Raw genomic sequence first — 22,565 nt, 5'->3', positions numbered from 1 at the left:
TAAGCCAACATCATACCGAAAAATCAATATGCCTTGTTTTTAATCAGAAATATAGGTTGAAAAGTCATTTTACTAAGCACTGCGTTTTCGTTATGTATTAAGCAATAAAACTTTCAACATTAAAGCCATTTTTTCCGTTTAAAAAGAACAATGAGCCCAACTGAAATAACCAACATTACCCCTAATAAAATAAAGTAGCCATTCGCCCACTTAAGTTCAGGGATATGTTCAAAGTTCATCCCATAAATACCCGCTAAGAACGTCAGAGGTACAAACAAAGCAGTAATAACAGTTAACACCCGCATCGTTGCATTTAATTGATGTGAAGTAACAGACATATAGCCATCAATTAAGTCACCACAAATTTCATAATACATTTGCGACAAACTCATTAATCGTTCTAGGCGTTCTCGTAAATCGGTTAAGGTATGAATTTCTAAGGGGGTGATCAGTGATGTATCATCATTTTCTAAAAATTGACTTAACGACTCACCAATTGATACATGATAGTTAAAGGTACGCCTAATTTTTACCAGTTGAGAACGATACGCAGTAATTTCACGCATCATTTGGTCATTACCGCTAAGTTGAAATTGATCTTCAATTTTTTCTAAATGCGATTCAAAGGTAAAAAGCTGTTTTAAGTAATTTCCGCAACTAGAGTGAAACATTTGTAATGCTAAATGCACCGGACTACGCGCTAGATATTTAGCACTGCTTTCGTTGAACAAATTATTAACGGCAATAGAGCTTCCTGTATGGCAAGTAATTAAAATTCGATGCCCAATAAACATGCCTAACTGTAAGTGTTCGAACGTTAAAATGTCGTCATAACTAACAAAACCGCGATACAAGAGAAAAATATAGTTTTCAAACAATTCGACTTTAGGCGGGTGTCTATCACGTTGCGTGTCTTGAATCGCCAATGGGTGACAATCAAGCGATAATAACATTTGTTTTTCAATGCTCTGGTCAAGCCCTTCTAGATCTAACCATAAAGTAGCATCAGCGTCTTGCCGCCATTTTTCAATTAGCTCTTCACCGCCCATTTCTGTGGTAGAAGCGGATATCAACATAGCTTTAATCATGTATTACCTAACCTTATAACAACGTAACTTAGCACGTAGACAACATATGCTTTAGTGTATAAACACGGAACATTTTGCCTCCATTAGATATTGCGACTGGCAATATCGTCACTTATTTTCGTAAAACACGCCAATAGTCGCTCAACATTTATTGGCTTTGTTAGGTGCTCAGTAAAACCTACTTGTTTAGCATATTCAACACTTTCCGCATTTACATCAGCCGTTAACGCTAAAATAGGTAAATGTTTATAGGCGTCAGTTGCTCTGATTTGCTTGGTCGCCTCGTAGCCGTCAAGTACAGGCATTTGACAATCCATCAACACTAAATCAAACGACTCACGCATCACCGCCTCTACCGCTAATTGGCCATTATCAACCACCACAGGTTCTATTTGATGTTTTCTTAAAATGGTTTTTATCAGTGCTTGGTTGATGCGATTGTCTTCGGCAACTAACACCTTCAAGTGAGGAAAGTTTCTCACGGTTGTTGAAGTAGATTTAGCTATATTATGCTCTGACACCTTTAATGACGCGGTAAAAGTAAATGTTGACCCTTCACCTTCTTCGCTAACTATTGTGACATCCCCCCCCATTAATTGACTTAATTCTCTAGATATTGCCAGACCTAACCCCGTACCACCATAAGTACGAGAAGTAGAATCATCAGCTTGTGTAAACAAAGTAAAAAGCTTTTTCTGGTTAATCTGGCTAATGCCTATACCGGTATCTGTGACGGTCACGGTTATCAGGGCATTATCACCGTTGATATTAACAATGGCTTTTAACACGACGGAGCCTTTACCGGTAAATTTAATCGCATTACTGCATAAGTTCACAAGCACTTGCTCAATACGGACATGATCGCCTATAAATCGAATGTTGGCTGGCAATTGATCATCAAGCTGCCACTGCAACCCCTTGTTCATAGCGAGCGTTTCAAAGATACTGGCAACTCGTAGTAAGCTGCGATGCATATCAAACGTTTGTTCAGATAATTGCAATTTACCCGCTTCAATTTTTGAAAAATCTAAGATATCGTTCACGAGATTCAATAAAATGTCTGAAGATATCTCTATCTTGTTAATATATTCTTTTATTTCAAGTTGTTCACTTGATTGCTTTGCCATTTGGGAAAAGCCCACAACAGAATTTAATGGGGTTCTAATTTCATGACTAATAATCGCTAAAAATCGGCTTTTTGCTTGATTAGCTTGTTCTGCTTTCTCCATCGCTTTATGCAATGAAATCGTTCTATGATGTACTCGATTGTTTAATACTAAATGGCGATTATTCATCAACAACAACATTGTGATAATACAAATCACTAAGCAAAACTGAAATATAAATAACAAAAACAATGAATGGCTTTGTTCTCGTTTGAGGTATTGCTGGTTACGTGACAAGTTTAATAGCCATGTTTGTCCTGAATTTTCAAAACGTAACGTATGCATTATGTTCTTGGTAACATCATCATCTACATTTTTTGCAAAAGAATGCGGCACACCTTCTTCAAATAACAAAAAATGAAAAAGTTGCTTGTTATTAACACCAAAGGTTTCATGAAGAATTGTGTTCACTAAAAACACTCCTGTAGCAAAGCCTTTTAGTTGTTTTGCAGTTGGCGTTTCATTTTTGTCACTCACATCAAATACTGGCATAAACAATAAAAAGGCAGGCTGCTTGCTGGTTATCTGCACTAACTGAATAATAGGCGTTGCCTGCGGGTAATAACTATTTTTAGCTTTTTCTATGGTCTTTTTACGCTCAACGTTTGAATACACATTGTATCCAATGGCTTTTTCATTACCGCTTTTAGGCACAATATACTTAACATAAACAATAGGATCTTTCGGTAAAATTGGTTCTCCACTAATTTTTAACGGCTTTTGATAAATACGCTGTAATTCAGCCTCTTCTTGAGGTTTTTGCCGTTGGGATATCAGTGGATTCCATGACAAAGCGTGTATTGTCGGGTTATTTTCAATAATTTCATGTGCGAATTCATGAAATGAGTTCAGTGCTAACGTATTATTTTGAATAAAGTTTGCTAATGTTTGTAGTTGAAGTAAGTTATTGTTTAATCGTGCGTATAAACTACTTTCTATTACCTTTATTTCTTTAGTAATTAATTTTTGGCTATTTTTATCTGCATAGTTAATAAAAAAGTTTGTCAGTGATAACACCCCTAAAAATAATACGCTCGTTGCCAATAGATTAATAAGCCGAACATTTTTAGGAAATTTTTCCTGGTCTGAAAATGAAATAAGACTTAGCAAGAAAGGCGTTGCAAGTAATACTCCTATCGAATCACCAAGCCACCAATAAGTCATGTTAACCCAGTAACTATTCAGCACATAATCGTCATTAAAATAGGTTAACGCTGCCACGCCGATATTAGCGGCAATGAGGTTCACAACGACGCCAACACCTACGATAAAACAAATCAACTTTCTCGTTGCAGGTTGAGCAATTGGGTTTCCAAGCCAACGTTTCATTATGTACCCGCCCACAAAAGCTTGCAGTGATGAACCAAAGGCAATCAAAAACGTGCTGGCACCTTTCAACGATAATAGATCAATAAAAATAAGCTCGTCATTAATGCTAACATTCAGTGCAATAGAACAAATAAACACCGCGGGAACAAATCGCCAGCCCCAAAGATAACACCCAACAAGAGCAACACCGGCCGGTAACCAAATTGGCATTATTTGAGTGAGAAAAGAAAAATTTGATAGAAACACCCCTGATAAATACGCACTTATCGCTAAGACAAAGTACAGCAATTTACTAGCAGTTAGTTTCAGATTCGTATTCATATGATGATCGTTATTAATTTTCTTGTTAAATGTTAACTAGGTATAGCACATTAATAGGTGAGTATAATAAACAAGATAAACCCTATATTCTGCAATACGTTGTTTGAAATCATCCTCACTATAAAACCACTCAGTTATCTAATAGGTAAGGTAATATGTGACTTCTTTTCGCAGGTTTTACCCTACCGTCTACCATAGCTGATAACATATGTACTAAGGCAGGGCTCACCTGCGCCTGACTATTCAGGAAATAAGAATGACCTTTTGGCATATCAAACCGGTTATTAAAACTATCGCAATCAACCTCATAGACATTTTTGGCCACCTTGGTTAAATCTTCTGGCCCTGTCATACCTAAACGAGCAGAGACGGTTCTATGCCTAAGGTTGCTTAATTTACTCGCGGGCATGGCTAAGTCATCATTGGCAAAATACACAATGACATTTCTAGCCGATTGTGGAATTAGTACACCATTATTGTTAGGTTCTAAGCAATGATTAACCACATCTGCCGCGACCATGAAAATATTTCTAAACAGTTTAGGCACCTGGCCACAGTGGTCGTATTTTCCCCATGAAGCTATCGCGTTTCGCAACACTCGGTTCCCCATAGAATGGGCAAGAATGTTAATTCTTCGTGTACAAGGGTTTTCTTTACTTGCTTCTTGAGTGCGCCAGTTATCAAACTTTGCCAACATTCGCGCAAAGGCTAAACCACTGGCATCTGCCGCTCTTTGATCATCCCAGTAATCGTCAATGAATGCATAAAAGGCATCATCATCACATGGCCAAATAAGTGGTACAACTAAGGCAAACTCATCTCCATATTGTTGATTTATTAACTGCTGTAAGCGTAAAGCATTGGGGAAGATATCAGGTTCAGGTGTATTGTTGAAACCATGTATGTACAACAATACTTGCATAGTGTTGGGAAGGTTTTTAAGGTATTGAAAAAATGCTGGACTGCCTATTTCTCGGTAGTCATGTTCACCAAGGCGTTGGCAAAAATACATATCTAAGCTAGTGCGTGTTTTTTGCGGTGGGAAAGATATTTTTCGCCCTTTACGACTCCTTGCTGATTCTTTCGGTGTTCTATTCGTTGCAAATAACATAAAAAGTCCATTTAATGTTAACGCTAATTACACAACAATTAGCCGGTTAGTAGGTTAAGAGAATTACGTTTTAAAACGACCTCTTTAACACCAAAGTGTAGTGTAATTTGCAACGTTTGCGATAAAAAATCATGATTCAACAGCTTTTATTAGAGTATGTTAATACCTTTCTTCTCATTTACCGATAATTGCTCCATTAAATAGTAGCGTTAAATACCTTTACGCATACAGCGCTAAAAGCTGCTTTGCTATACATGATTGAAATCGATCATTTGATATTTATTTGAATTTTAAAGACAAAGTCCGTTAATGTATGATGGACTCTACATGAATAACTGGTACACGAAATGCGCACGTTAAATCCATACTTAACACCAATATTTCATGAACTTGAGCATTATTTCAGTGTTTCTCCTGTTTCCAATGAATATGACATTATCAAACATTTAACTGACAAGAATATCGCACCTTTTAACCGTTTTTCATTAGCTGAATACAAAGATTTATTCAGCGCGCACTTTCTTTGTATGCACGCCCTTTATCACTTAAAAGCGCATTATAAAACGACACAAAAATATCAGCTTTTTATTGAATCTGTTCGTATAGAAAGAGTCGTCATAAACAAAACAATACCGGATGAGCACCCAGCCAAAAACACACCTGAAACAACAGACCCGCTGGCAAGCTATTACTTAAACCCACAACATTATTTTAAAACGCAGGAACACGAAATAAGCGACATGATCAAAAGCTTTTGGCAAAAATACCTCGCACATGACACTAAAAAAGAGGCATTCGAAATTTTGTGCCTACCCATAGATGCAGACAAAAAAACGATTAAAGCTCAATACCTTAAACTCGCTAAAAAATATCACCCTGACAAAGGTGGCTGTGCTGATACTTTTAGCAAAATCCGTCAAGCCAAAGCTGACTTAGATAAGCTGTTTTAATAAATACCGACAACACATTCATTTATTGCTCAAAACAACGTTCTTAGCCATGCTAATAATACAATGAAAACCTTTCTATTCACGTCATGCATTCTCACAGTTTTTTGTCACATATTTGATAATAAAATCGATAAAGGTCCGTACATTTTTAGATTGTTCTTTATGAAAAGGGTACACGGCGTATAAGGCGTGTTTTTCCGCTTGCCAATCTGGCATTAGCTTGACTAACTCTCCTGTTTGCAGCTCTTTTGCAACAAACAATTTGGGTGTTAACAGTATACCAAGGCCAGCTCTTGCCGCTTGCTTCAATGCCAAGCCATTATTTACCACATAAGAACTTGGCGGTAAATCAATGGTGCGAACTTCATTATCTTGGCGAAACACCCATTGTCGAGGCGATAAAGCCAAGCTATACATTAAACAATTATGTGTATAAAGCGATTCTGGTTCGCTAGGTTGACCATGAATATCCACGTACTCTGCTGATGCACAAAGCACCAGATCAAGCCCATGTATTTTGCGCGACTTTAAACTTGAACTTTTTAACGGTCCACCGCCACGAATAGCCACATCTAGACCCTGTTCTACCAAATCTAAATATTGATCACTCATTAATAGCTCTACTGATATTTCAGGGTGTTCCTTCATAAATTCACACACTGCGGGATTTATTAATAATAGGCCAGCCGACATTGGAACACTTACTTTAATTAAGCCCCTTAACTGGTTGGAGGATTCTATGATGGATAGATCAGCCGTATTTAATTCATCTAAAATATTACGCACTTGATGATAATACTGTTTACCTTTTTCAGTGACATGCATTTTTCGAGTGGTACGGTGAATTAATGGTGCCTGTAGATAATCTTCTAGTTGATTAATATTTTTACTAATCGCAGCCTTTGATAACAACAAATCTTCAGCAGCCGCTTTAAAACTCCCTAACTCTATCACCCGCCTAAAAACAGTTAATGCTTTTATTTTATCCATCATACAACCACAATTATTTACTTATAGTGAACTATGTTATCACTATAACCAAGTTTATCTACTAAATAGAACGCAGTATAGTAACGTTAACTTAACTTTTATTGGCAAATATGCCGTCATCATTAATAACACAACGGGGAAGTATGTATGAAAAAAGTGTTAGCATTTTCAGGCAGTAACCACAGTCAATCGATCAACCAAACACTCGTTACTTTAGCAGCTGAGAAATTCACCTCGCATGAAGTAACCATCATAGATCTTAACGAATATGAAATGCCTTTATACGGCTTAGATGTTCAAGAACAAGGCTTTCCTGATAGCGCAATTCAACTACGTGAGTTGATGTCTGATTATGATGCATTAGTCATTGCTTCACCTGAACATAACGGCTCAATGCCAGCCTTTTTAAAAAATGTGATTGATTGGCTTTCTCGCTTAACCACGCCAGGAAAACCCTTTTTTGGTGACAAAATAAAACCCGTATTACTGATGAGTACATCTCCGGGCGCAACCGGCGGTGCAACCAACTTAAAACACATGGCAGAGTTGATGCCTTGGTGGGGCGGTGACGTTAAGGACACCTATAGCTTAGGCGGATTTTACGACAAGTATGCTGATGGAAAATTTGACCCAGAAACAGATCAAGCCATTAGCAACGTCATAAAAAAATTCGAAGCAACAATATAAACTAGCGGTAATGTGCGCTTACTCTCACTTTCCCGTTAAGCGCACTGTTCTATTGATTACTCTTTTCCTGCTAATTCTTCAGTAATATATTTCTCTATTTGTGCTTCGAGTACATATAGAGGTACTGAACCATTTTTTAAGATTTGATAATGAAATTCACGTACATCAAAATCAAGACCCAGTTCAGTTTCGGCTCGCTTGCGTAATTTGCGAATTGTGATTTCACCTATTTTGTATGACAACGCTTGACCCGGCCATGAAATATAACGATCTATTTCAGTTTTAACATTATGTAACGATAACGCAGTGTTATCTCTCATAAAGTCCATTGCTTGGGCTCTTGACCAACCTTTTACATGCATACCGGTATCAACCACTAATCGCGCTGCTCGCCACATTTCGTATGTCAATCGGCCAAAATTACTGTAATGATCAGTATAAATGCCTGCTTCAATACCTAACCATTCAGCATATAAACCCCAGCCCTCACCAAAGGCTGAAATATAGGCGTGTTGCCGATACGTAGGCAAATTATCTAACTCACTATTTAGGGAAATTTGTAAATGATGCCCCGGCACACCTTCATGTAAAGTTAACGCTGGTAATACATACAATGGACGTTTATCTAATGCGTAAGTATTCACCCAATATGAACCTGAATGGCGATCATTTGGCGGGCTGATATATCGTCCTGTAGTATATTTAGGTGCGATACTGTCAGGAACCGGCACCACACCATAGGGTGTACGCGGTAAATGTTTAAATAATGAAGGTAATTTGCCATCAATTTGCTTCGCAAGATACGACGCTTCTTTAATTAATGCTAACGGCGTTTTTGCGTAAAACTGCGGATCTGTTCGTAAAAAGTGGGTAAATTCAGTAAACGTTCCTTCAAAACCCGTTTTGGCAATTACTTCATCCATTTCCAAGCGAATACGTGCGACTTCACGCAAACCAAGCTGATGAATTTCTTCTGCACTCATGTCAGTGGTTGTATAGTGTTTTACCCGATTGTTGTAATAGGCAAGGCCATTAGGCGTTGAAGAAACAGCAATATTTTTTCTGGCGTTTGGCAAGTACTCTTGCGTAAAAAACTGATAATAGTTTTCATAAGCAGGAATTATTTGTGTTGTTAATAAGTGGACTAAGCGCTCACGTTGTTCTTGAATAAACTCAGCATCAAGCAACGTTGAACTCGTAGCAAAGGGTTTTAAAAACACTGATTGTTCAACTTTTTCAGGGATAAAGGCTGAAATAGAATGCTCATAATCTACTAAAACGGCTTGAGGCTGCGTGATCCCTTCAGCCAAACCTTTTCGCATCCAATCAATATTTTGTTCAAAATATGTTGGCATTGCTGCAAGCTTATTGATGTATTGTTCAATGTCTTTTTTATTCTTAAATACCGTTGCATCAACGGTAAAATTGATACTTGAATGAAACCCTGATTCAGACTTAAACGGAATATAATGCGATTTATAGTGATAGTGAGCAATTTTGTTATCAAGTTGCGCTTTGATGATCGCATAGTTAATTCTATTTTCAGCTGACAGATCATCTTGCTCTATTTGCTCAAATACAGCGGCAATACTTTTACGTTGTTCGTACTGTTTTGCTAAAAATTCAGGTGACAAATCTGGCCAATAGCGTTTTTGCTCTTCTTTTTCGTTACTCTGATACTTCCCCTTGCCTGCACGGTGATCTAATAACTGTTGCACGGTGTGTTCAAATTGTTCATCAGCACTAGGCTTTATCGGCGTTAGTTGACATGCACTAACAAAAAGCAAGCAGATAAACACTACCGTGTATTGAAGTGAGCAAAAGTTCATAAGGGTACCTGTATTAAAACGGAATGAGAGAACATTTATTAGCGGAAAAACATAACGTAAAAAACGAAAAAAAAATAGCGAAGCACGATGAAAGGCATGGCTTATAAGACAACTAACTCCTTTGAAAAATTAATGTATTAAACGCCTTCAATTTCACTTGATAAATGTTTCAAGGAAAAAAAATCACCCTATTAAGTAGCATGTGATAGCGAACCTAACCCGCGTATTATTCAAAAAAATTATGATTGTTTTGTTGATATTTCCCCTTATTGCTCATCCGCACAACATTCATTTCGTAAAAATGAAATTACAGAAAGCAGTTTTTCATACTCAACAACACAGAATAACGTTCTTCCTTCCCGTCGTTGTTTAATCAATCCTGCAGATGTTAAGCCAGAAAGATGATGTGATAAGGTAGACCCTGGCACGTTTAGTTCTTCTTGAACAACCCCAACCGGAATACCTTGCCGACCCGCTTTAACCAATCGTTTGAAAACAGCTAATCTTGTTGGGTGGCCTAGCTCTTTTAATGCTTTGGCTATGGTTTCTATGTTCATCATCGTCTCTTCGAAGAATTTATACTTCGATATTACTAGAAATATATTGACAAGTATACAAACCAACCTATAATTCGACAAAACTAGAATTATAGAATAATTGCCGATATTATCGATATCACACAAGATATGGCGCTTGATGTTTTAAGCATATTTATCTTTTTGGCCATTGCGTTAACGGTATGAGACTTAACGCAATAATGGTATTAATTATTGGTAGCGCAAGGGCAAGTATCACTGAAATCGTGCAATTATAGTCTATTTTCAACAACCGAATAATTTCAGCATTTTTAGCTGTAACCCTATTGGTAATCGCTGGTGATAGTTTCTTATATCCATGTCTGTTTTAAATAACTTAATAACCTTAATAGGAGTTACCAAGATGAGTAATGCCAATCCTTTAATTCCACAACAGATGATTGACGACATTACTCAGTGGGCAATTATGCATGGCGTAGCATTTCGTCAGGCTGATAATACAGCCAAACATTGTCCATTGAGCATTGCTCCTATCGCAATGAATAATGAAGTGTTCGAAAGGTTATGTAACATAACGCCAATTATGACTAAATTGATCAACAACATCTCTGAAGATCATGATTTTTTACAAACTTCGCTTGCTGATCTGGCAAAAGCAGATGCATTTTTTGCACGTATTCTTTCTTTACATCAACAGGCGCATGGCAAAATTGATAACCGAATTAAACCCGCAAGAAAACCTTTGCTACTAATGCGCACTGACTTTATGAGTGATATAACTCATGGAGTAAAAGTAATAGAGTTCAATGGCATAGCCGCAGGTATGGCACCTTTTGGGCAACGAGCGACAGAGCTTCATGCATATCTTAATAGTCAATGGACAGGTGTATATCAGCGGTGGTTAGAAACAGATAAATTTACGCCAGCAGATAATAAAGGCCTAGAGCAGCTAGCTTACGGAATTTCAGCAGCGGCAAACAGCGTTAAAGCCTCTTTTGCTGAGGAAGAAAAAGCTCAAAAGCCAATCTTTTTAATGGTGATCCAAGAAAATGAAGACAACGTTTATGACCAACATTTGCTAGAGGTAGCTTTGCAACAGCTTGGTTTACAAACGGTAAGGCGGACTTTTAAGCAATTACACAAAGAACTTTATACAGGGAGAAATCAACGGTTGATGTTAACAGGGGTTGGAGCAATTGATGTGGTCTATCTGCGAACAGGTTATCAGTGCAACGATTATTATACACCAGAGCAAGATGAAAAAATGTGTTGTCAATCATTAAGTCAAACAAGGTTGTTCATTGAACAACACCGTGTGGCAGTTAATGCGACATTTGGCCAGCAGTTAGCAACAAGTAAAGCCATGCAAATGCAACTTAGTTTGATGTTACCCCAAGATTATACTCGCTGGGGGCTGACACTAGAAGAAGGAACATTAGTAAAAAGCGTTTTTGCCGAAATGAAACCACTCAACCAAGCAACAATCGCTTGGTTTAACACGCAAGCAACTAAACAGCAATGGGTGCTCAAAAACCAAGGAGAAGGTGGCGGGCATTGTATTTTTGGTGATGATATCAGTGAAAAATTAGAACAACTAAAACCGCAAGATTACGATGCATGGACATTTATGCAGCGTTTATTTCCCCATGAGCGTGACATACCCACAGTTGCAATAAGAGATAGTAAACCGATAAGAGTAGATAACTTAGTTAGTGAGATAGGCCTATTTACAGCCTATTTTGATGGGAAACCTGTCACAAAGCTGAATGGTTATGCTGGATACCTAATTCGAAGCAAGCCAGCTAATGAAAATGAAGGTGGCATTCATAGCGGTCAAGGTATTTTAGATTCTTTAGTACTTATCTACTAATAGCGATATTTCTTTCATTGTATGGGATTGCTAACGGCCACTTAGACGGATGAACAATTATTTTACAAACTTGCTTAAATAACGTGTGACTAAGCATAATGTTTGGGACTATCTCATATTGAAGTAGTTTATGTGAATGACTAAAACAAATGAGATTTTATCGATTTCTCTGTTTTTTAATCATGATACCTGATATTCAGTCAGCAATCTTAATGTTCACAAATAGCCGACATTAGCTAGCTTTTGTAAATTCAGGAGCATATTTACGGCAATATTAGCCAAGATTTTCTGCTCGACCGTTAGACCGGTGTAAACGCATAGGAGATAATCAATTAAACTTAAGTCACGGTGTTAAATTATCTTTTCTATTGGCTATATAAGCATTTATTCCAGTGAAAATAATATCAAGAGATTCGTCAATATCATCAACGGTTAACTTACCTGTGGTATCACAACTCATTGAAATAGAGAAGCCATGTAAGTAATCTGCGAGTAAGTTTAACGAAACATTTTCTATGGACGTACTCATATTCAGCTTGTTCATAATGATTTTAAATCTATTAATAAAAACGTTAGCTGGACTTGCTGACTTCATAGACAGTAAAGTTTGCAACAGACCATCATACTTGTATAGAAGTACAATGTAGCTCTTTGAAAGCTTGCGTAGCTCTACCTCCCATTCTAAATCTTTTTGCGGTTGATATATCTCAGAAATTAGGGATGTTGTTAGCTCTTCTAGCAATTCACTTTTATTTTTAAAGTAATAGTAAATAGCCATCGCATCAACATTGAGTTCCGCAGATAATGATCTAATGCTTGGTATTTTTCCGCCACTTATCATCAGCTTCTTAGCTGTTTCTATTATCACTTCTTTGCTTAATGCCTTTGATTCTTTTTGAGGTCGGCCTCTTTTTTTTATCGTCATTTTATTTATTCAGTTTATGTTGGTTTACAAATTAATTCTACAGTGTAGAATATTTTGAAATTAATCTTAGATCAATGTAAGAGGTAACTATGACTAATATTGTATTTATAGCAACAAGTATTGATGGCTACATCGCAGATAAAAACAATGAAGTTGAATGGCTGCATGCAATTCCTAACCCTGATAACTTAGATATGGGGTTTGTTAAACATATGGAAAGTATTGATGCCTTAGTCATGGGGCGTAATACATTAGAATTAGTGTTAACACTAGATTGTGATTGGCCGTATTCAAAGCCAGTATTCGTTCTTAGTAATACACTTAATGCTGTAGCAAAAGGCTATGAAGACAAAGTTTCTTTGGTAAATGGGGATTTAAGAAAATTAACTGAAGAATTAAAAGGTAAGGGCTATGAAAATTTGTATATTGACGGCGGTGTTACAATTCAGAACTTTCTAAAAGAAGATTTGATAGATGAAATCATAATTACCACTATTCCCGTTCTGTTAGGTGGTGGTATTCCACTATTTGCTCAACAAGAAAATACTCTTGAGTTTATATGCACTGATTCAGAAGTGTTTTCTAATGGTATTAGCCAAAACCGTTTTAAACGACTTAGATCATAATTTTCAACTAAACAGCAGCTCGAAACTCTAACGATGAATTGGTAATGTTTATTGTCAAAACCATGCATATTTATATCTGCGGGGAGAATGTCCAGTATCGTATCAAAGTAAATGTTAGATGGGCTAATTCTCATTCAGTGATTGGCAATCTCAAGTATTATGGGCAGTTACACATTTGTGGATCGTCACAAATTATCAGAAATGGGTCACACGACCAGAAAATTCCACATTAAATTTACAACCGTGGCTGCGCATATTGCTTAAGACTGTAATCAAAAAGTAAAATTAGCTCTTTCATTTTTGAACACTCAATGTGACCATGCAGAATATTTAGGTTTGCGCTCAGAAAAAGAGATTACAATTTCTTGTTGCTTTGAACTTTTGATAGCAATCCATTCAAAGAACTTTCGACTTCAGGCTCATCCGGTACATCTAATGTAGGTAAAATTGCTTTCATTAGATTCAAAACATATTCGTCCCATGAGTAGCCCCTCACAGATAACGCTTTATTAATATTGGTAAAATGATGCTCGGGATCTTTTAGTAAATGTCTTTGTTGCGCCCAAAAGGCTAACCAATTACCTTTTAGTGATTCAAATGCAAGCCTAGCTATTAAATGTGATTGCCTTATATCGATACCAGCCTGAATAGCGAATAAGGTGCGTTGAAATATCCCAATGATTACGTAAATAGGACTTAAATTTTGATAATGACGAAACCTCATAAATAATTTGGTGTTGTTAGCTATCGCATCAGTCGTATTTAAATCCTTGCCTTCCAATATACCAATTAACTCTGTTCGAATAACTGTTATTGGTTGTATTGAGATTTGTTTTACGAATTTATCAACTTCTTCCCATTTGTTTTGTAACGAACAACTGATAACAAAGGCAAGTAAGTTGTGCTCAACCATATCACTTAAACGTTCAAAATCTTCGCTTGTTGCTTCTGGTAATGACTGATATGTGAAATTTGGTTCTATTGATTCATTTCTATTACTTATATCACGTTTAGTTGAAACGTAAATTAGACCTGAAACAAAACCCCTCAAAGCATTTATTAGCAACTCACCATCTGGTTTTTTGATTGCCCTCTCAAGTATAGAAGATTCTAATAAAAACTCGCCTTCCGCTATTGGACCATTGGGTAAGTTTTCATTAAGTTTTATCGACACTCCCAAATCTAATGAACAATAATTCTCTAAAGAAGCAAGCATGTACCAAGCCATTTCTATAGGAGTTAACTCTTTTTTATCTATGTCCTTACTAGGCTCAGGATTGCTAACAATTCCAGGATATATTGAGACGGCTTCTTCAGCAGAGATAAACTTCTTTTTACCTGTTGCTTCTTGTTCAAGCCACAATAAAATATGTAAAATATGGTGGGATATTGCATGGCAATGAGCTGCTTGCAAAGAGGTCTTAGGATCTAGTTTTTTAAGTTCTAGCAGCACATTTGCTAGATCTTGGATACATTCTTCCTTATTACCATTATGCCAACTTGCTAGGGCAGCATCGGCTTGAAATCCTATTTGCATCGGTTTATTTTCGACTAGAACCTTTTCTCTGCAAGCTGATACCCCAAGTAAATAATACTTCCTTGCTAATGAATATCTCTTTTCATTCTCTGCACATATTGCTGCGTCGCGATAAAAAAATACTTTATCCACATTGGTCAGTGATGCATTCGAATCAGTCAGTTGATTTGACAGAAGAAGACTTTCAGCAAAATCTTTCGCTCTAAATAGCACTTTTGCTTTCGCTCTTATTAAGCAAACATTTGAGCTTCCATATTTCTTTATGCCTAAATCGATGACCTCAAGAGCTTTCTCTTTTTGGCCTCCCGATTCATCCCAAATTATAGCAGCGAATTGTACACAAACTGAGGCAAGCTCCTTATACTCCCACTTGTTTGCAAAAAGCTCTAGTTCCGAGAATATGGCTGAATGCTTCTCGCAATCAATGGTTTCTCTTTTATATTCATTTAACCATGCCCCCCTGACAAAAACGTCTACACCAAAATCAATTTGCTCTATTGTTTCGAATAGTTCCCCTCTTGTTCCTGAATCTAAAGTATCAACAAACTCGAATAACGGGATTAGTGCATCTATCGTTTCAATTTGATGGATTTGATTAATGATCAAAAAACCTACAGCAGATATACCTTCAACTTTTGTCGGTATTTCCTTATGAGGTATTGACGCTGGAAGTAATTCTTCTTTTCGTTTTAATAGATCATTGAGCTTTGCAGCTACTGAATACCAATTTGGTAAGTTTCCAAATTTTGGATGAGATAACAGTAGCTTTGAGTATATCATTATGCGTACTAATATTGAGCTACCAACCTCTTTAGCATCTGAGTTATCAGATTCTATTTCAAAACGATTAAACGCTTCTATATACTTGTCTTTTTTGTCTTCAAAACACGTTAAAAGTATTAACTGTGCGCCTCTCAGCATAATATTTATATTCGAATCATGTGCATAAATTGAATCGTCTGTTCGAAAAAGTGTCCACGTTATTAAATGTGGAGCAATGATTTGAAGTTCACTGAGCTCAGTAGTAAGAACTGGGTAGCATAAAATTGCTAGCGCTCCATTATTTTCACCTGCAAACGCAGCTATGAATGCGGTACTCATTGTAATTGGGTCAATTACTTTTGTGCGTAGTATAGAGTCTGCAATTTCGTACTGGATTTGTTTTCGCTGCGCCTCAGTTAAAGTTGCAACGGCTAAATTAGATAGTAAGGGAGATAAAGAAAAACGATCTAATTCATGTTGATCTATCCAGGAGCCTATTAGATGGTCGAAGGTAATCCCAGCGTCTTCTATTTTTGGAGATAATAAAGCTAAATCAAGAACAAGGTGCCTATCAAATCTACCTGTAATTACAGATATTCGCTCGACTAGCTTTCTCGCATTTGAAGGAAGTTCACGAAGCAAACGCTCTCTTGTTTTCTTTTTAACTTTCTCTATTGCTTCATTTTGTTGTAACAGTGAGTTTAAGGTTCGGAATTCTTCTAGACTCCATTTGTTCTTCCTCATACTTTGAATCATTGCAATTACTAGCTGAGGATGCCCTCCCCCTGAAGACATATGTATATATCGTACCCAATAATCTTCAGTCACACCAAAGGTTAACAAAATTTCTTTAATATCTATTTCCGTAAAGTCATCAACTTTTTGTTCAACTTCTGGCGGAAGGTTAGTAGAAAAGAGGAAATCTTCGTCAATTGATTTCGATGATGTAAAAACCAGATAGATATTTGCATCTCGACAAGAATTTTGAAGGCTAATTAATTTCTCGTAAATAATAGAATCGCATGTGTAATCGAAATCATCTAATAAAATGCCTCTAATTTCTTGGTTTCCCGGACTAACTAATGGGCTAGCTAGTATTTGGCAAACTTCTTGTGAATCTAACCCTCTTAAATTCACTCCAAACCAACTTCCACCTATATTCTTAGCTGCCATTTTCGCTGCTACTGTTTTTCCGACTCCAGCAGAACCATACAACCATGCCGTCCCATATTCATTAAGAGAATAGGTAATACTATCAATTAAATTAGTTCTTGATGCGATTGCTGTAGGTAACGGAACATCTTGGATTGAACTGAAAGTAGATATACGTGATATAACCAAGTCTGAGTTAGCAGAAAAGTCTTCGGGTACAATCTTAGAGATAACGTTTTGGGCAATTGAATGCGACAAAGCTTCTATATCCGGAGTATTGCTCTCAGTAATATATTGATGTAGCCCATTAGTGAGCTGATTGTGTGACGATTGAAGCTTATCAAATAAACTAATTTCAGGTATCAAGTACTCTTTATATAAAGATATACAGGTACAATTAACGCCAACAAAATTATCGGCGCTTACAGACTTCACTATTGATGTTAAAAAAGCCTCGCTTGAGTTGTCGTCATGTATAAACACTCCGCTACCGGAGAATCCCTGTAAGACCACTGCACCAGCTTCACCTTCAAAATCAGTGTAATCTTTAACAGGGATCTCTAAATGAATATCTTTTCCACTAATTCCATTTTTGATGCATGGCTTTACTGAGTATATTTTGCCACTTTCAGATTTAGCACTTCCTCTAAATATAAATTCCAATTTAGGGTTATTTGTATCACTAGTAAAATGAATATCAGGAAAGCTTTCACAATTAGCTTTAACTTCGACAGCCAAAATGTCGTGTGTTTTGTATATATCTAGATTCCCAAGTTGTCTAACAAAAGTTAGCTCCCCTATTGATTCTGATTTGTAAGTTAAACTTGAACTAAGAGCATCAGTGTAAAGATTACATTCTTTACCAAATGCTACATGTGCAGCGGTTAGAACATAAAACTTGTTCTTAACTTTGACGAGCACAGCACTGCCTTGATAACGTGACTCTTTAAAAATTTGAACCGTAGTACGGGGCATAAATGTAAGGTGGTTCATTAAAGTCTAATCTCATTTTGTTCTATGTAATTTATCAGGTACAGAGTTCGTTCCTTTGCAGTCAGCAAAGGGCCATTTCTTGCCTCTATTGAGGCAACAGAATGATTAAAGTAAAAATTAATTTCACTTTTTCCATTCCTATCAACGAGAATGGCCAGCTTTGCAATAGTCTCAACACTAGGGTGCTTGCTCCTCGCCTTACCACCATTGGTGCTAATTATATAATTATTACAACTAATCATACTTATTAGCTTCTTTGATATGCTTTTTGCACTACCGTGATGAGATAACTTAATGTAATCGAACTCTACTTTTTTCTTTTGGCAATAGCCTTGTTTGATTAGATAGTTGGTAATAACTTCAGGATGCGAATCAGCTAAAAAAAGCACTTTTTTATTTCTAAAATTGAGGACGAAAGCAATGGAGCTTGCATTAGCTACATCATCCGACGTTCTAGGGAATGAATCTGGCTGTTTAGCCCACTCTACAATAGTTTTAGTTGTTACGTTTTGTGATATATCGGTCTCGTGAGTGATCTGAAGTGTGGTGCCAACTTGGCTGTTATATTTCTCATAATAAGAATCTAACTCAGTTTTAGTTGGAGAAATAATGTCTAGAGATAGCTCATTAGAAAGATTAATAGTCTGCCCTTGGATTAGTCCTTCAAATGGTATTTCTTTTTCTTTAAGCAAAGTCATTAGATCTTTGGCTTGCCTTATCGAAATATCGCCATTAGTTCTAGGAGCAGGTATCGATTCAGGAGAGTTTACGTAGACTTTGTCTAAAGAAAATTTTTCAGGATAGTCATTAATTAAAGGAAAAGCGCCATTAATATGATCTTCATCAGAATGCGTTAATATTATGAAATTTACAGAATTAATTCTTTTCTTGATATGGTTTTTATAAGTTAGCTTGAAGCCACAATCCACTAAAAAGCTTACACTGCTATCAGGCTCTTCGACAAGAAAAGCATCGCCATATTTTGCTTGGAAGCTGGTAATAGTTAACGTCATAGATAAATCTAACTAACAGCAATACGATATAGCGTATTGCCCTTCTTACTAATTCTAGTTTCGAGCAACTTTTCGGAGACCATCTTTTGCAAAGTGCTCCTTATAAACGGGTGTTCATAAGAAGAAAGCCCGGAAAACCCTTGTTGCTGAGAACCCCACGCCTTAATCCTGGAAGGGGAAAATGCCCATTTGTTATATTTGGTTAGGAATTTAATTAATTGCTCCCTAAGCTGCGGTTCTTGAAAACTTTCTGTAAGTTCAGTTATTCCATCATGATTTCTAATATGAGCCTCCAAAGACTCAATTCGATCTTCTAAATAACTTAATTCTTCAGCATGCTCTGAAGCTTGTTCTTGTACTATTTCCTTGAACTCAATTCCTCCAATTTTTGAAATACGAATTCCCATTTTACCCCAGGGTATCCATACAACAAATAAAGCTACAATCGAAAAAAGAAATATTGAGCTTAATCCAAGGTCTTTTGGCGAAGCATATTGTTTTGGTGCACCAATATATTGATGAGTTAGGCAAATACAGATGGTAATTATCGCTAATGAAAATAGTGTTACCGCAAGCTTCAATACACCCGGAATTTCAAAAATAGATGAGGTTGAGTCCAATTCTTCTTCCGGCTGTTCAAAATTCACTTGTTGATGAGACATTCCAATCCTCTATACCTTTTAATAAGATCAATTAATTAAAACAACTTTACTGTAAATTCTATTAGCAAACCAGATTCCCGTTTTTTACCACAATGATCTAGTTTTTTTGGAGCTTAGTTTCAGATAGTTGATTCTTATATGCTGACACCATTTTATCAATTACTTGATCCATATAAGAATCAAGTTCAATAAACATATCTTTGTTTTTTAAGGTCAAACGGTTTTCCAGCACGATTTTGGTGTTTTTATGTGTTTTGGAGCCACAAGTTTTAGAAAGAGCCAAAATATCGTCTTCCAATTGAGCTATAGAGTCCTCTGTTGATTTTTCCGACATATCATTGGAAATTTCAACAACAAGATCATTCATCCACTCCATCCCTTTTGGTAACTCAATATTGTTAGGAACGGACGTACTATACTGACTCGCTTGGCTAATTAGCTTTGCTAGAGTTTCCTTGCCCTTGAGGCTGTATGATAAAACTGGATTAACGCCAGCAAGCTCCAAAAGTGATTCTTCATAGGGTTTTATTAAGTCAGCTTCTGCCTTAATTTTTACGGTCGAAACGATGCTCTCAAAGTACCCACGAATTAAATCAACAAGCACATCGTCAAAGTCACTTTTTGAAAGCTTAATGCCTTTTTCGGTAAGGTGTTCGGAGTAATGTTCAATGTATAATGCAGTTTCCTTATCCGGGTTAAACAGTGAAGTCAGAATAAAGTACCTAATTTCTAGTAAGTAATAGAGTGACTTTCGGGCGCTCTTTTTTGCCTCAGCTCTCACTTTATAAAAATAAGCTCCTGCACTTAAAGCTGAGGCTATCAGAACCCCAAACAGTGCGATTAATGCCGCAATAACTTTTACATCAATTCCAAACATCATTATTGACTAGCTTCCTTATGTTTTACCTTTTTCTTATCCCTTACCCATGTTGCTGAGCCATGAGTTTGCTTCATTTCAAACAAATCAATTGCAGCAAATAAATCGCTAAGTTTTTTAAAGCCGTAATTTCGCTGGTCAAAAGACGCATGATTTGAAATGTGTTTGCCGATAGGGCCTAACTGTGCCCAACCATCTTCTTCTTCAGATGCTTCTATTGCCTGACGAAGCATATTCATCAACCTAGTATCACTTTTAATACTTGGCTTTCGTTTTTGTATTGGCTTTTCTTCTGTCTCGATATCGTCAAGATACAGGAACTTTGAACAGCTATTTACGAATGCAGTTGGCGCTTTTCGTTCACCAAAACCAATGACAAACTTGCCATCTGCAAGTGCTCGCGTAACAAGTGGAGTAAAATCACAATCAGATGAAACTAAACAAATGGTGTCGACATCTTTGGTATATAGGGTATCCATAGCATCTATAACCAAAGCAATGTCAGTAGCATTTTTGCCTTTGGTTAAATCAAATTGTTGAATGGGCTGGATAGCATATTCGTGTAAAACATCTTCCCAAGGTTGAATACATGGGCTTTTCCAGTTGCCGTAGGCTTTACGAATATTAACTACACCATAACGGGCTAGTTCAGAGAGAATGACATCAATTTTACTGGCAGGAGCATTATCAGCATCGATAAATAGAGCGATTTTTTCCTTGTCTTTCATGCCTAAAATCCTTTTTCGTTAGACAAAACCGTATTGCATATTAATGACATAACCAACTGAGATATCAACTGATTTCGTCTCATTTATTGTTTCTAATCAAATGAACTAGACTTGTTAACAGGGGTGTTTGGGGAGGCAAAAATGAAGAAATCAACCAATTATCAGCTAGATTTTGCGAGCCAAGATAGACACTGGGATTCAAATAGTAGCATCTATAGCAACATGACATTGGATGAGTTACTTTTACTAACTAACCAGTTTCATCATTTGAAACAAAGAAGCCGCCGTTACCCAAAGCCTGATTGCCTGAATGATGAGAATCACGAGTCATAAGATCGAAGACTTTATTTTTCTTGGTACCAATCTTTTTCAATAAGCGCTGATAACGTTTACGATATAAATCTGGCATGCTCTTTTCTTTTGACGCATTGCTTTCTTGGTATTCATCGGCCATTTCTACAAACGTTTGACCGTCCATCCTATCCCAAAAGCAACGGATCTCTTTTTCATTTAAATGAAGTTTTTTAAGGTATTCTGTCGTTTTCTCTATGACTTCATCACTGATGGATGATAATCCGAAAGATTCACTCAGGACGGCTAGCTCTAATTTGTCGTTTCCATCAGCCGCACGGGCTGCTTTGCCTCGTTTTTTCGCTGTTTGAATTATATTGCCATGTTCATCACGTATTTCCTTTCTACCCTGATTACATTTCACTTGCTTGGCGGTGCAATAGGTATGAACCGCCGTAAACAGATAGGACTCAACGTAATCTTTTTTAGTTTGGTGATTAATAAGCTTTTGATTTTTGAACCGCTCTCTATTGGCGTATGAGCCTGTTTTCAAAAACTGCTCATCGACAATTCGTAAAATATCACTAGTACACTTTTCGGCTGTTTCCCATTCACAAGTATATTCAGGAAAGCTTCCTAACCTTTTATGGACAATAGTTCGGATGATGCTTTTTATTTTAGGCTCATGCATTTTTTCTAATAACGCATCTCTAAAAGACGTTTTTAGGTACTCTTCCATAAAGTCATCTACGTTTTCCATATAGCCCTCGTAATTCATTACACATCAAAAACCTAATAATAGTTGTCCGGTTATCCCAATGAACTCGCACGAACCTTTCATAGATACCAAAGGTTTTAGTGATAAATGTCCAAAAATAGCTCAATAAGTTGTCCGGTCAGTCCCAAAACTCCCAAGTATTTAAGCATAAGCCACTGTGTTTTAAGAAGCGTTATTTATTAAAACACTTTGACAGAAATGATGAACCGTTTGATTTGAAAGCACTTTAGCTGACAGATAATTATTTATTGCTATATTAAGTTGTTGATATTTAACAGTATTTTACTTGTAAAATGTAGATAAATGTTCCATACCTCAAGGATGAAATTTTTTGAGGATATGAA

The 22,565-nt window shown here is 36.7% G+C and carries 17 protein-coding genes; 4 read left to right on the top strand and 13 right to left on the bottom strand.

What is annotated here, in order from left to right; translation table 11 throughout:
- Positions 1 to 119: 119 nt before the first annotated feature.
- The 3 genes from BI291_RS15225 to BI291_RS15215 all read right to left on the bottom strand — a co-directional run bounded on the left by BI291_RS15225 (position 120) and on the right by BI291_RS15215 (position 5,015).
- Positions 120 to 1,088, bottom strand: coding sequence for a magnesium transporter CorA family protein (locus BI291_RS15225; RefSeq protein WP_074499625.1), 969 nt, complete (start codon positions 1,086 to 1,088; stop codon positions 120 to 122).
- Between the two features lie 83 nt (positions 1,089 to 1,171).
- A complete protein-coding gene (locus BI291_RS15220) occupies positions 1,172 to 3,904 on the bottom strand; it encodes an ATP-binding protein (RefSeq protein WP_074499624.1) in 2,733 nt (910 codons plus the stop codon).
- Between the two features lie 130 nt (positions 3,905 to 4,034).
- Positions 4,035 to 5,015 carry an alpha/beta hydrolase gene (locus BI291_RS15215; RefSeq protein WP_074499623.1) on the bottom strand — a complete coding sequence of 327 codons (981 nt, stop codon included), beginning with the start codon at positions 5,013 to 5,015 and terminating at the stop codon, positions 4,035 to 4,037.
- A gap of 347 nt (positions 5,016 to 5,362) precedes the next feature.
- Here BI291_RS15215 and BI291_RS15210 point away from each other — a divergent pair, with 347 nt between their 5' ends.
- Positions 5,363 to 5,965: a DNA-J related domain-containing protein gene (locus tag BI291_RS15210; RefSeq protein WP_074499622.1), complete on the top strand. Its 603-nt coding sequence runs from the start codon at positions 5,363 to 5,365 to the stop codon at positions 5,963 to 5,965.
- 84 nt (positions 5,966 to 6,049) lie between these two features.
- On the opposite strand, the gene BI291_RS15205 is transcribed toward BI291_RS15210, so the two are convergent.
- The gene (locus tag BI291_RS15205; protein ID WP_254849595.1) at positions 6,050 to 6,958 is read right to left on the bottom strand and encodes a LysR family transcriptional regulator; all 909 of its coding nucleotides are present in this window, start codon (positions 6,956 to 6,958) and stop codon (positions 6,050 to 6,052) included.
- Positions 6,959 to 7,102: 144 nt separating this feature from the next.
- On the opposite strand from BI291_RS15205, the gene BI291_RS15200 reads away from it, so the two are divergent.
- Complete coding sequence (locus BI291_RS15200) at positions 7,103 to 7,642, top strand: NADPH-dependent FMN reductase (protein WP_074499620.1); 540 nt, start codon at positions 7,103 to 7,105, stop codon at positions 7,640 to 7,642.
- Between the two features lie 56 nt (positions 7,643 to 7,698).
- Here BI291_RS15200 and BI291_RS15195 read toward each other — a convergent pair whose 3' ends face one another.
- Positions 7,699 to 9,471, bottom strand: a complete 1,773-nt coding sequence (locus tag BI291_RS15195) for a DUF885 family protein (RefSeq protein WP_074499619.1) — start codon at positions 9,469 to 9,471, stop codon at positions 7,699 to 7,701.
- Positions 9,472 to 9,737: 266 nt separating this feature from the next.
- On the bottom strand, positions 9,738 to 10,028 hold the full coding sequence (locus tag BI291_RS15190; RefSeq protein ID WP_074499618.1) for a helix-turn-helix transcriptional regulator: 291 nt from the start codon (positions 10,026 to 10,028) through the stop codon (positions 9,738 to 9,740).
- Between the two features lie 382 nt (positions 10,029 to 10,410).
- Between BI291_RS15190 and BI291_RS15185 the strand changes: the two genes are divergently transcribed.
- The gene (locus BI291_RS15185) at positions 10,411 to 11,877 is read left to right on the top strand and encodes a glutathione synthase (RefSeq protein ID WP_074499617.1); all 1,467 of its coding nucleotides are present in this window, start codon (positions 10,411 to 10,413) and stop codon (positions 11,875 to 11,877) included.
- 343 nt (positions 11,878 to 12,220) lie between these two features.
- Here BI291_RS15185 and BI291_RS15180 read toward each other — a convergent pair whose 3' ends face one another.
- Positions 12,221 to 12,802, bottom strand: a complete 582-nt coding sequence (locus BI291_RS15180; RefSeq protein WP_074499616.1) for a TetR/AcrR family transcriptional regulator — start codon at positions 12,800 to 12,802, stop codon at positions 12,221 to 12,223.
- An 89-nt stretch (positions 12,803 to 12,891) separates the two neighbouring features.
- On the opposite strand from BI291_RS15180, the gene BI291_RS15175 reads away from it, so the two are divergent.
- Complete coding sequence (locus BI291_RS15175) at positions 12,892 to 13,428, top strand: dihydrofolate reductase family protein (RefSeq protein ID WP_074499615.1); 537 nt, start codon at positions 12,892 to 12,894, stop codon at positions 13,426 to 13,428.
- Positions 13,429 to 13,783: 355 nt separating this feature from the next.
- On the opposite strand, the gene BI291_RS18450 is transcribed toward BI291_RS15175, so the two are convergent.
- The 6 genes from BI291_RS18450 to BI291_RS15145 all read right to left on the bottom strand — a co-directional run bounded on the left by BI291_RS18450 (position 13,784) and on the right by BI291_RS15145 (position 22,203).
- Positions 13,784 to 17,854 (bottom strand): hypothetical protein, encoded by a 4,071-nt coding sequence (locus BI291_RS18450; protein WP_175573138.1) that lies wholly within the window; start codon positions 17,852 to 17,854, stop codon positions 13,784 to 13,786.
- Positions 17,855 to 17,871: 17 nt separating this feature from the next.
- The gene (locus tag BI291_RS15165; protein WP_074499613.1) at positions 17,872 to 18,885 is read right to left on the bottom strand and encodes a ComEC/Rec2 family competence protein; all 1,014 of its coding nucleotides are present in this window, start codon (positions 18,883 to 18,885) and stop codon (positions 17,872 to 17,874) included.
- Between the two features lie 8 nt (positions 18,886 to 18,893).
- A complete protein-coding gene (locus tag BI291_RS15160) occupies positions 18,894 to 19,547 on the bottom strand; it encodes a hypothetical protein (protein ID WP_074499612.1) in 654 nt (217 codons plus the stop codon).
- A 97-nt stretch (positions 19,548 to 19,644) separates the two neighbouring features.
- Positions 19,645 to 20,427 (bottom strand): hypothetical protein, encoded by a 783-nt coding sequence (locus BI291_RS15155; RefSeq protein ID WP_074499611.1) that lies wholly within the window; start codon positions 20,425 to 20,427, stop codon positions 19,645 to 19,647.
- A complete protein-coding gene (locus BI291_RS15150; RefSeq protein WP_074499610.1) occupies positions 20,427 to 21,152 on the bottom strand; it encodes an NYN domain-containing protein in 726 nt (241 codons plus the stop codon). The genes BI291_RS15155 and BI291_RS15150 overlap by 1 nt, the downstream gene beginning before the upstream one ends.
- Before the next feature lie 250 nt (positions 21,153 to 21,402).
- Positions 21,403 to 22,203 carry a hypothetical protein gene (locus BI291_RS15145; RefSeq protein WP_074499609.1) on the bottom strand — a complete coding sequence of 267 codons (801 nt, stop codon included), beginning with the start codon at positions 22,201 to 22,203 and terminating at the stop codon, positions 21,403 to 21,405.
- Positions 22,204 to 22,565 lie beyond the last annotated feature (362 nt).

It is taken from the genome of Thalassotalea sp. PP2-459 (assembly GCF_001913705.1).
Classification (GTDB): domain Bacteria; phylum Pseudomonadota; class Gammaproteobacteria; order Enterobacterales; family Alteromonadaceae; genus Thalassotalea_C; species Thalassotalea_C hakodatensis.
Note: the sequence above shows the minus strand (reverse complement) of the source record. Positions and strands in the feature narration are given on the sequence as shown.